The organism is Pectobacterium versatile (assembly GCF_020166435.1).
In the GTDB taxonomy this organism is placed as follows: domain Bacteria; phylum Pseudomonadota; class Gammaproteobacteria; order Enterobacterales; family Enterobacteriaceae; genus Pectobacterium; species Pectobacterium versatile.
In genome coordinates this window covers 33,764-45,903 of sequence record NZ_JAINZP010000005.1, presented here as the reverse complement: position 1 = coordinate 45,903, position 12,140 = coordinate 33,764, and the positions used below count along the sequence as shown (strand labels likewise).

General features: G+C 48.9%; 7 protein-coding genes. 5 read left to right on the top strand and 2 right to left on the bottom strand.

Going from position 1 to position 12,140, the window contains the following annotated elements; translation table 11 throughout:
- Nucleotides 1–28 precede the first annotated feature (28 nt).
- On the top strand, nt 29–928 hold the full coding sequence (locus tag K7X24_RS08105; RefSeq protein WP_103862762.1) for a carboxylate/amino acid/amine transporter: 900 nt from the start codon (nt 29–31) through the stop codon (nt 926–928).
- On the opposite strand, the gene metR is transcribed toward K7X24_RS08105, so the two are convergent.
- Nucleotides 834–1,769 (bottom strand): HTH-type transcriptional regulator MetR, encoded by a 936-nt coding sequence (metR, locus tag K7X24_RS08100; protein WP_039495069.1) that lies wholly within the window; start codon nt 1,767–1,769, stop codon nt 834–836. The two genes, K7X24_RS08105 and metR, sit on opposite strands and share 95 nt — an antisense overlap.
- Before the next feature lie 104 nt (nt 1,770–1,873).
- On the opposite strand from metR, the gene metE reads away from it, so the two are divergent.
- From metE to K7X24_RS08080, 4 genes are all read left to right on the top strand, one after another.
- Nucleotides 1,874–4,138, top strand: a complete 2,265-nt coding sequence (gene metE / locus K7X24_RS08095) for a 5-methyltetrahydropteroyltriglutamate--homocysteine S-methyltransferase (RefSeq protein ID WP_224554174.1) — start codon at nt 1,874–1,876, stop codon at nt 4,136–4,138.
- Nucleotides 4,139–5,006: 868 nt separating this feature from the next.
- Complete coding sequence (locus K7X24_RS08090; protein WP_224554172.1) at nt 5,007–6,629, top strand: methyl-accepting chemotaxis protein; 1,623 nt, start codon at nt 5,007–5,009, stop codon at nt 6,627–6,629.
- A gap of 944 nt (nt 6,630–7,573) precedes the next feature.
- Nucleotides 7,574–9,235, top strand: a complete 1,662-nt coding sequence (locus K7X24_RS08085) for a methyl-accepting chemotaxis protein (protein ID WP_224554170.1) — start codon at nt 7,574–7,576, stop codon at nt 9,233–9,235.
- A 799-nt stretch (nt 9,236–10,034) separates the two neighbouring features.
- Complete coding sequence (locus K7X24_RS08080) at nt 10,035–10,826, top strand: hypothetical protein (protein WP_224554168.1); 792 nt, start codon at nt 10,035–10,037, stop codon at nt 10,824–10,826.
- 224 nt (nt 10,827–11,050) lie between these two features.
- Here K7X24_RS08080 and K7X24_RS08075 read toward each other — a convergent pair whose 3' ends face one another.
- Nucleotides 11,051–11,878, bottom strand: coding sequence for a dienelactone hydrolase family protein (locus tag K7X24_RS08075; protein WP_224554166.1), 828 nt, complete (start codon nt 11,876–11,878; stop codon nt 11,051–11,053).
- Between the last annotated feature and the right edge of the window lie 262 nt (nt 11,879–12,140).

The window sequence follows — 12,140 nt, the reverse complement described above, 5'->3', positions numbered from 1 at the left end:
CGATACTTTTTCCTAAGCGGATGTTGTCGTGCCATTACTCACTATCACCACTATTTTGTGGGCATTTTCATTCAGCCTGATTGGCGAATATCTGGCGGGTCAGGTTGATAGCTGGTTTTCTGCGATGTTCCGTCTGACGGCCGCAGCCGTGGTGTTTTTACCGTTCTTACGCCTGCGGGGTTACACGCCTCGTGTCATTTTCTTGTATATGTTAGTGGGTGCTTGCCAACTTGGTATCATGTACCTGTTCGTGTTCCAGGCTTACCTGTACCTGACCGTACCTGAGTTTTTACTCTTTACGGTGATGACGCCACTGTACGTTACGCTGATTTACGATCTGCTTGCCCGACAGCGCCTGCGCTGGGGTTACGTGATGAGCGCTCTGCTGGCAGTATTCGGGGCGGCGGTGATCCACTATCACGGCGTGAGTGAACATTTCTGGTGGGGATTCCTGCTGGTTCAGTCGGCGAACGTGTGTTTTGCCGCAGGTCAGGTGGGTTATAAGCGCCTGATGGAGCTCTATCCCGTGCCACAGCACTGCGCGTTTTCCTGGTTTTATCTGGGGGCTGCGATCGTGACGATAGCCGCGTGGCTGCTCTTTGGTAATCTGGATAAATTACCTACCACAACCTTGCAGTGGGGCGTGCTGGCATGGCTGGGGATTGGCGCTTCGGGCTTGGGTTATTTTATGTGGAACTACGGCGCAACCCAGGTGGATGCCGGAACGCTTAGCATAATGAATAACTTTCACGTGCCGGCTGGTCTACTGGTCAACTTCGCTATCTGGCATAAAACGCCAGACTGGCTGAGCTTTATCGTGGGGACGATAATTATTACGTCCTCACTGTGGGTACACCAGCGTTGGGTCGTGAAGCGTCCTTCACAAACGGTAAGTGCTCACAAGCGTGCTGACGCGCCGAACGAATAAACGCATCAATCACCGGTTGGCGCTGTTCTCCGTCACGGACGGCAGCGTACAACCGGCTCCAAAGCCCATCCCCCAGCGATTTGGTCACAATCAGCCCCTGACGCTCGAAGCTTTCCACCACCCAGTGTGGTAGCGCGGCGATGCCCATGCGGGCGGCGACCATCTGAATCAGCAGCAGCGTATTGTCCACGCTTTTCAGAGTAGGACTGACGCCTGCGGGTTGTAAAAAGTGACGCCAGACGTCCAACCGTTGCCGCTGTACCGGATAAATCATCAGGGTCTCGGCGGTGAAATCCTCTGGTTCGATTTTCTCTTTTCCTGCCAGCGGATGGTCGGGAGCCAGCACCAGTCTGACTTCAAAATCAAACAGAGGCGAATAGTGCAGGCCACTGCGCGGCATGATGTCGGAGGTCATGACCAGATCCAGTTCGCCTTGTTGAAGTGCTGGCTGAGGGTCGAACGTCACGCCTGATTTAAAGTCCATCACCACCTGCGGCCAGTGCTGATGGAACTCGTCTAGCGCAGGCGTCAGCCACTGAATACAGCTATGGCACTCAATGGCCAAACGCAGCGTGGTTTGGTGCGGCTCATGGCACGACTGTAACGCCTGCTGGATTTGCGGTAACACCTGCTCTGCCAACTGCAACAGAATTTCTCCCTGAGGCGTAAAGCGCAGCGGCTGGCTTTTACGCACGAATAACCTGAACCCAAGGCGCTGTTCCAGATCGCTGAACTGGTGGGATAACGCCGATTGAGTTTGGTGAAGTGCAGCGGCAGCGGCGGCTAACGATCCGGTATTGCGCAGTGCTTGCAGCGTTCGCAGGTGTTTAAATTCGATCATGAGAGTCCTTCACAGTGACAGTGAATAAATTGCGCTTGTGATTACTACAGTACCTGCGGATTATGGATGTGTAAACATCTGGACGGCTAAATGAGGAATTAACGATGGCGATTGTGAATCATACACTGGGTTTTCCGCGCGTTGGACTACGCCGTGAACTGAAAAAAGCGCAGGAAAACTACTGGGCAGGTAACGCGACACAGGAAGAGTTGCTGACCGTTGGACGTGAGCTGCGTGCGCGTCATTGGCAACAACAGAAGGATGCTGGCGTTGATCTGCTGCCAGTGGGTGATTTCGCTTGGTACGACCATGTGCTGACCACGAGTCTGCTGTTGGGTAACGTGCCTGCGCGCCATCAGAATGAAGACGGCTCGGTCGATCTGGATACGCTGTTCCGTATTGGTCGTGGACGCGCACCAACCGGTCAACCTGCTGCTGCGGCAGAAATGACCAAGTGGTTTAACACTAACTATCACTACATGGTACCGGAATTCACCAAAGGGCAGCAGTTCAAGCTGACCTGGACACAGCTGCTGGATGAAGTCGATGAAGCGCTGGCGCTGGGCCATAATGTGAAGCCTGTTCTGTTAGGTCCGGTTACCTACCTGTGGCTGGGCAAAGTGAAAGGCGAGCAGTTTGACCGTCTGTCGCTGTTGCAGGACATTCTGCCAGTTTACCAGCAGGTGCTGGCTGAGTTGGCGAAGCGCGGCATTGAGTGGGTGCAGATTGATGAACCTGCACTGGCACTGGAACTGTCGCAAGAGTGGCTGGCCGCGTTTAAACCGGCTTATGACGCACTGCAAGGTCAGGTGAAACTGCTGCTGACGACTTATTTCGATAGCGTTAGCCAGAATCTGGAAACAATCAAAGCGCTGCCGGTTCAGGGGCTGCATATCGATCTGGTTCACGGTAAGGATGATGCCGCTACGCTGAGCGCCCAACTGCCTGCTAACTGGGTCCTGTCTCTGGGGGTGATTAACGGCCGTAACGTCTGGCGTGCTGACCTGAGCAGCTGGTTCGAGCGTCTGCAACCGCTGGTGGGAACGCGCGATCTGTGGCTGGGAAGCTCATGTTCACTGCTGCATAGTCCTATCGATCTGAGCGTGGAGGTACGTCTGGATGATGAAGTGAAGAGCTGGTTTGCCTTTGCCATTCAGAAATGTGCGGAGCTGTCACTGCTGTCCCAGGCGCTGAACAGCGGCAACGGTCAGGCACTGGAAGCCTATAGCGCACCGATTCGTGCTCGCCGTACCTCAACGCGTGTGAATAACGCCGCTGTGACACAGCGTCTGGCGGCCATCACCGCACAGGACAGCCAGCGTCAGAACGTGTATTCGGTTCGTGCAGATGCTCAGCGTGAGCGTTTTAATCTGCCAGCATGGCCGACCACCACAATCGGTTCTTTCCCGCAAACCACCGAAATTCGCGGCCTGCGCTTAGATTTCAAACAGGGTCGTCTGGATAGCAATAACTACCGCACTGGTATTGCTGAGCACATCAAGCAAGCCGTGGTTGAGCAAGAGCGCCTGGGTCTTGACGTGCTGGTGCACGGTGAAGCCGAGCGTAATGACATGGTGGAATACTTCGGTGAGCATCTGGATGGGTTTATCTTTACCCAGAACGGCTGGGTGCAGAGCTACGGTTCTCGCTGTGTGAAGCCGCCTGTTATCATTGGTGATGTGAGCCGTCCAGAAGCGATCACCGTTGAGTGGGCGAAATACGCACAGTCTCTGACCGACAAGCCGATGAAAGGCATGCTGACAGGTCCGGTGACAATCCTGTGCTGGTCTTTCCCGCGTGAAGACGTTACGCGTGAAACCATCGCCAAGCAGATTGCGCTGGCGCTGCGTGATGAAGTGGCAGATTTGGAAGCCGCAGGCATTGGTATCATCCAGATTGACGAACCGGCACTGCGTGAAGGTCTGCCGCTGCACCGCTCTGACTGGGATGCTTATCTGGCATGGGCGGTGGATGCCTTCCGTCTGAATGCCGCGGTGGCGAAAGATGATACGCAAATCCATACCCACATGTGTTATTGCGAGTTCAACGACATCATGGATTCTATCGCCGCGCTGGATGCAGACGTGATCACGATTGAAACCTCTCGTTCCGATATGGAATTGCTGGAGTCGTTTGAAGAGTTTGAGTACCCGAATGAAATCGGCCCAGGCGTTTATGATATCCACTCCCCGAACGTACCGAGCGTGGAATGGATGGAAGATCTGCTGAAGAAAGCGGCGCAGCGTATCCCAGCGGAACGCCTGTGGGTTAACCCGGATTGCGGTCTGAAAACTCGTGGCTGGCCGGAAACGCGTCAGGCTCTGGCGAATATGGTTCAGGCAGCACAACGTCTGCGTGAAACCCAGTAATAGTTAATGGCTGATGCAATCAGGGAGGTTATGGCCTCCCTGATTTTTTACACCTATATACCCGTCATACTTCAAGTTGCATGTGCGTTGACTGCGCTACTCGACACACTTGAGTGTGTCTCGCCCCGTTGGGGCCGCTGCAAGCAGCGTTCAAACCAGCCTCTGGCAGGTTTGTCAGTCACCCGAATCACTTACCTGAGTAAGCTCATCGGGATGAAATGAGAGACATCCTGTCTCTCACCGAAGGCCAGCCGTTGGCTGGTCAAATTCGTTCCCGACGAATTTGTCCTTCTCTTGCCGTGTTACGATGCTCATTTCTGAGCATCGCCCTAAAGGGCTAACGCTTCGCGTTGTTCAAAACGTTAACGTTTTGTCCTGAAACTCGAATTATTTAGGGTATAAAATACGCACTATTTCCCCAACCTTCCGATTGTTTATTATTTCCTCCTGCAAATTTTCTTCCTTCCTGAAAATTAACTATATTGTATTTTCTTTAATAAAATCGCCGCGCTATCCCCCTTGTTTTCTGCATCGACTGGTAGGTTATTTCTCGAAAAGGATTATTTATCCGCTATCAATATATTTATTCTTCGGCGAGGTTAATCGATATCGTCATAAAGCTAGGGAGTATTGTGCCGATAAGGTAGACGGCATGGAGGCAGCTCTGGATGTACCAATAGAGTGAGGTTGTTTGTATTTTTTAACGTTTTACTTATGTTGAAAGTGCACCTGCAATTACTCATTTATGGGTATTTATATACACCCATAAAGCATATTTATTTTCCCGAAAAAAACGATAATCCCCCACTCTGCGGCGTTATTAGACGAGCAGTAGTCATTATTATGTATTACCTAAAAGGAGTGAGACATGAGTTTAGCGAATTGGCGAATTGGCTATCGATTAGGAGGAGGGTTTGCCATCTTGATTCTGATGTTATTTACCGTGAGTATTTTTTCTTTGTCTAAATTGTCATCCTTTCAGGATGGTGCCAGAGATATCGTCAAAGAGGTTTATCCGCAAACGGTAGATGCTAATGACCTCATTGATAACGTGAATGGGCATTTTGTCGCTTATTTGCAGATGATGCTGGTATCCGGTCAGGAACAGCGTCAGGGATATGTCGATAGGATTATGGCGTATCGCAAGGAAATTAGCCGTCTGCTCGACAATCTGGAAAACAATGCCTCAGGTGAGCTTGCCCGCAAGCAGGTGGGGATTGTCCGTGGGTTTCGTGCTGAGTTCATCAAGTCTGGTGATAAAATTATTAGTGATGCGCTGGCGGGTAATGACGACGTCGCCGTAGCGGAATTCAATAACACCCTGAACGTGATTCAGCGCAATTACCGTGACTCGGTGAAGCAGTTGGTGAATTACCAAAATGATGCGATGGATAACTCTGTCGAAACCATGGCTGCGGTATACAACAATACTCGCATGATTTTGTTGCTTATTTTGGCGCTGGGAGCCGTGTTTGGGGCGCTGATTGCCTGGGCGATCACGCGCAGCGTAACCCGCCCAATAGAGCAGGCTTTGCAAGTAGCAGACAGAGTGGCGCAGGGCGATCTGACTTCACACATCACGGTGACCAGCAAGGATGAAACCGGATTGCTGCTGCAATCGTTGGATCGCATGAATACCAGCCTGAGCTCGATTGTCGGCCAGGTGCGTGATGGTGCGGAAACGATCTCGACGGCGGCGTCACAAATCACGGCCGGTAACCAGGATCTGTCATCGCGTACTGAAGAACAGGCCAGCTCGCTGGAAGAAACTGCAGCTTCAATGGAGCAACTGGCATCCACCATTAAAAACACCGCGGAAAACACCCAACAGGCGACGGAGATTGCCAATAAGGCAACCGGTGCGGCGAAACAAAGTGGTGATGTCATGCTTTCCGTGACGCAAAAAATGCGCGGCATTCGTGATTCATCCCAGCGTATGGCGGAGATCATCGGCGTGATTGATGGTATCGCTTTCCAGACCAACATTCTGGCGCTGAACGCAGCCGTTGAAGCCGCGCGTGCGGGTGAACAAGGGCGTGGCTTTGCCGTGGTCGCGGGAGAAGTGCGTTCTCTGGCACAGCGCAGTGCGACCGCCGCACGGGAGATCAAGGATTTGATCGACGACTCCGTGAGCAAAATCCGTGAAGGAATGGAACTGGTTGATACCGCTGAAGAAACGATGGGTGGATTAACGGCCCACGTGAAGGACGTACACGACATTATCAGCGAGATTTCGCAGGCCAGCCGTGAACAGAGTGACGGGATTAACCAGATGAATCTGGCGATTGGACAAATTGATACCACGACCCAGCAGAATGCGGCTCTGGTTGAAGAATCGGCCTCTGCGGCGCTGTCTCTGCAATCACAGGCTTCCGTTCTAGCGGAAGCGGTGAGCGCGTTTAAAATACAGTCGTACAGTAGTCACGCTGGGTCTTATGCGCCGATGTCAATGAGCACACCCACGCTGTCTCTGGCGTTGGCAAAGAAATAGTAAACTGACTGCCATCATTTAGCGGCGTTGTGTAACGCAACGCTATCCCACAGGGAGGCATTAGCCTCCCTGATTCTTTTTGTGCCATATATACTCGTCATACTTAAAGTTGCATGTGCGTTGGCTACGCTACTCGACACACTTGAGTGTGTCTCGCCCCGTTGGGGCCGCTGCAAGCAGCGTTCAAACCAGCCTCTGGCAAGTTTGTCAGTCACCCGAATCACTTACTTGGGATTCCTTCGCTTGCCGCGTTATTCGGCCTTATGGCCTCACCCCTTCGGGGTCAGCGCAAGCGCTGTTCAAAAACGCCTTGCCATTTTTGTCCTGAAACTCGAATTATTTAGAGTATAGATTAAATGCGTTTTTTTCCCTTTCTGTTTAGTTCATTATCCTTTACTAAGAAATATTATCATCTCTTTATTTTTAATATCGAATATGTCTGACTATCCTTTTATGTAATTGAGGCGTTATTTCTGTTAATGGTTCGTAGATTAATGTGTGTTTTTTCCGATCGAAATTGATTTTTTGATAGTCACTGACTATTTATTATTTACTTTTGAATGATTTAAACGATCAAATGATAAAGATCATGGATGGCGTGCCGATAAAATGGATAACACAGGAGCGGCCATGTCCGCATGAGTTCAGAGAGGGAAGACCATTATTATCACCTCATTAACGTCTCTGCGGTCTTATCAGTTGTATTTGTAGCATTGTTAGATTTATTTCCACTTTTGCACCTCAACACCCGAGGGAAACTATTTGATTTTTGATAGCGCCTCTCATGCTGAGAGCGTGCGTAAAATGCCTGCCTCAAGGTATCTCTGGCGTGTCAGAAGGTTTGTTCTCCTTCGAATCGCCAATCATTCTCCGCCCTGTGGTTCCATCAAGCTGCGACATGTGCGCAATTGACATTGCTATGCATTACCTAAAAGGAGTGAGACATGAATTTAGCGAATTGGCGTATCGGCTATCGGCTGGGAGCTGGGTTTGCCGTCCTGATTTTGATGTTATTTGTCGTGAGTATCTTTTCCCTGTCTAAGTTATCCGGTTTCCAGGATGGCGCCAGAGACATTGTGAAAGAGGTTTATCCACAAACGGTTGATTCAAATAATCTTATCGATAATGTAAACAGCATTCTGGTGGCGTATCAGCGGCTGATGTTGGTTTCAGGCGAGGATAAAATCAAGGAAAACGTCGACCGTGTGAATGGGTTCCGTCAGGAGATTGGCCGCTTGCTGGACAAGCTGGAAAGCCAGACGGTTGAAGAGCGTTCGATTTCCCAGCTGCGTGCTATCCGCGCAATCCGTAACGAATTTTTGAAATCCGGTGACAAGATTATCAGCGAAGTGGTGGCGGGTAATCGGGACGCGGCGATTGAGGAGTTCAACAACAACTTGAATGTCACCCAACGTCAGTACCGCGATGCGGTAAGACAATTGGTGAATTATCAAGATGATGCAATGGATACCTCCATTGAAGCGATGGCTGAGGTATACAGCAACACCCGCATGATTTTGTTGCTTATTTTAGCGCTGGGCGCCGTATTTGGAGCACTGATTGCCTGGTCAATTACGCGCAGCGTAACCCGACCGATACAGCAGGCTTTGCAAGTGGCAGACAGAGTGGCACAGGGCGACCTGACCTCACGTATCACTGTTACCAGCAAAGATGAAACCGGATTGCTGCTGCAATCGTTGGATCACATGAACACCAGCCTGAGCACGATTGTCGGGCAGGTACGTGACGGGGCTGAAACGATCTCGACGGCGGCCTCGCAAATCGCCGCTGGTAATCAGGATTTATCATCGCGCACCGAAGAGCAGGCCAGCTCGCTGGAAGAAACGGCGGCATCGATGGAACAGCTGACGTCTACCATTAAGAACACGGCGGAAAACACTCAGCAGGCGACAGACATTGCGAATAAAGCCTCTGGTGCAGCGAAGCAAAGCGGTGATGTCATGGTTTCCGTGACGCAGAAAATGCGCGGCATTCGTGATTCGTCTCAGCGTATGGCGGAGATCATTGGCGTGATTGACGGCATTGCGTTCCAGACCAACATTCTGGCGTTGAACGCAGCGGTTGAAGCCGCGCGTGCGGGCGAGCAAGGACGTGGCTTTGCGGTGGTGGCGGGGGAAGTGCGTTCCCTGGCACAGCGCAGTGCGACCGCCGCACGAGAGATCAAGGATTTGATTGACGACTCCGTGAGCAAGATTCAGGAAGGGATGTCGCTGGTGGATACCGCCGAAGAAACGATGAGTGGATTAACGGGCTATGTGCGGGATGTGAATGAGATTATCAGTGAAATCTCTCAGGCCAGCCGCGAACAGAGCGACGGAATTAACCAAATGAATCTGGCGGTTGGGCAGATTGATACCACGACCCAGCAGAATGCGGCTCTGGTTGAAGAATCGGCTTCTGCGGCGTTGTCTCTGCAATCACAGGCCTCTGTTCTGGCGGAAGCGGTAAGCGCGTTTAAATTGCAGTCATATGGCAGCGGCAAAACTGCTTCTTATGCAGCGGCACCAACGCGCACGCCAACGCTGTCTTTAGCGCCTGCGGCGGCGAAGAATAAGGGCAATGACGGCGACTGGACGACGTTCTAAGAAATCGGTTGCCATGATCTTCATGTTATAACCACGCGAGTAAGTGAGGTTATTTACCCAATCTGGATGTGGCGGTAGGCCTTATCCAGATTTTTCATTCGCCAGGCTATTTATTTAGCATCTCTAAAAATAGATTCTCATTTTTATATTCTAAGGTATTTTATTGATTTTTAACACCATTGTGGTCTTTTTGTAAAATTACCTAGGGTATTTGGATGATGTTTTTTTTCTAAAAAAAAACTAAATTATAAATGGTGGCCTGATATCATGGTGTTGAAAATAAAAAATATACCACATGAATAAATATATATTATTTAACCATTTGTTATTTATTGAAATGCAAGCTATAGGCCATGGAAAAATATAGTTCAATTCATTCATGAGTGAATTATTATGTGAGAATGTTTGTGTTAACGGCGATTTAATTTATATTTTTTTACAACAGTTCGGTGATCAAGGTTTATTATCTGTACCCTAAAAAATTCGAGTTGCGTGACAAAACGTTAGCGTTTTAAACAACGCTATGCGTTGACCCTTTATGGCCTTGTAACGCGGTAACTGCGTGAATCCCTATGAGCTTACTTAGATAAGTGACTGGGGTGAATAAGGGCAGCGAACGCACAAGCAGCTTGAAGTATGACGGGTATACAAATGAATATTTAAAATCACGATGTTGTGATTTTTTAATTACAGCCTGAATTTTAAGTGTTTATTATGTTTTTTTATAAATTGTGTATTTTTTATTTAAAAGTGAGTTAAATTATTTTTTCACAATGTATTATATTTTGAGGATATAAAAATGAGTAATCAATACATGAAAGCTAATACTTCTGAGTGGTTAGTGAATTTAAAAAGAAGCACGCCAAATAGAAATAATTTTTTATTTGCATCACAAAGCGAAAGGATTATGAATCCTATAATGTCTGTTGCGACTCAAAAATATATTGATGGGTATCGTAGCGTATTGGCTACTACATCTAATACTCCCCAGACTATGTATGATGGAATGCAAACCATTTTAAACCTTTGTCGTGTTAAATCAGGATATAACCCTTTAGATCCTGAAGGGACGGGCGATAAGGCACATTTTTCTTTATTTACACAGAACATTGCGAGTGTTCCTTGCTTTACGTTATTAAATGCTCAAACTAAGAATATCAAGCAACAAAGTCATAATGCAAACGATCTCATTAACTCCTTCGTTAGTGCTTTTGATGGTTTAGCACAACAAGATGTGGCAAAAATAGAAAATTCGGTAGGTGATTTGGTAAAAGCTGCATTAAGTTACGCACATCAGGAAGAGGTAGAATCTAATTTTACCCAAGGTGTTCTGCAAACTGGGGATGATCAGGTAATTTTCTCGCTGTATGCAAGTGTGTTTGAGACCTCAGCTACCAATGATAAAGGGATTGTCACATTTAAGTCCGAATATACTTTGCAGGAAGCGCAGTATGGTTTGTCAAAGTCTGATTGGGAAAATATAAAAGAGGCGTTTTCATCTGAAGAGAAAACCTCAATGGAACAATGGTTGAGTAGTATGCAAACACCTGTGAAGAGTGGTAGTTCGGTGAAAGCCCTTTGCTTGAAATAATCTTTTTAAAAATAAAGGCGCTGTGACATTCTTGCTGCGCCTTTGCTTTAAAATTGATGCTGCTCTTGGCAAATGCATCTTCCACTGATCTTATCAGTAGGCAGTTCGCGATACTTTCCTGAAAGTAACGCTTACCAGTCGAATAATAATGAGAATCGCAGTATTTGATTATGATGTGCAGGTCCGATATTTAGCTAAGCCGTGTGGCTATCGCCACTTCCTTATTATTTAATGTCATAACGTTCAAACCATGCCAGCATACGTTGCCAGCCGTCTTGTGCGGATTCTTCATGGTAACTAGGGCGGTAATCAGCGTGGAAAGCATGCCCGGCGTCGGGGTAAACGATAATATCTGCCGCCGCATTGGCCGCACGCAGTGCTTGCCTCATGATATCCACTCTCTCCAGAGGGATACTCTCATCTTTCGCGCCATATAATCCCAACACGGGTGCTGCTAATTCCGTGGCGATATCGACCGGATGCTTGGGGCTATTCAGCGTTTTCTCACCCGTACATTTGCCGTACCAGGCAACGGCCGCCTTGAGCTGTGGGTTGTGCGCGGCGTAGAGCCAGGTGATGCGTCCGCCCCAACAGAAACCCGTTATCGCCAGCTTACTGGCATCGCCACCCTGTTTAATCGCCCAGTTGGCGGTACGATCGAGGTCGGACAGCACCTGCGTATCAGGCACCTTGTAAACCAACGCGGTCAGGATTTGCTGAATGTCGTTATAGTGGCTGGGGTCGCCCTGACGAAAATACAGCTCTGGCGCAATGGCCATGTAGCCCTGCTTGGCCAGCCTGCGGCAAACGTCCTGAATGTGTTGATGAACGCCGAAAATCTCCTGCACCACCAGAACGATAGGGAGCAGCCCGTCGTGGTTTGCCGGTCTGGCGATATACGCGGGTAGCTGCTCACCCTGAGAAGGAATAGTGGTTTCACTGGCAACGATACCGGCAGAATCTGTCGTAATGATGGAAGAGGTCTGCGGTTCCACGGCTGGGGATAGCCCTTGGGGAAGATGTGTGAAGGTCGTCTGTTCATCAGTCTTCATTACGCGCTCTCCTATTATCGGCCGATTTTCATGGAAAGAGGGATTTCAGAATATCCATGATAAATACTATCAATGATTAAAGAATCTACACTAGAAGACAATTAATCGGCAAAAATGACGTCTTTATCTGACAATTAGTGATTTTAGTCACATTTTTTATGTATGTTGATGTTTGTTTCTTTTTCATCGGTGACTGCCGTCACTTAAAAAAACGTAATGATGCGCTAGAGTCTTTTTATTGAACGGACGCTGACTGGCTGCG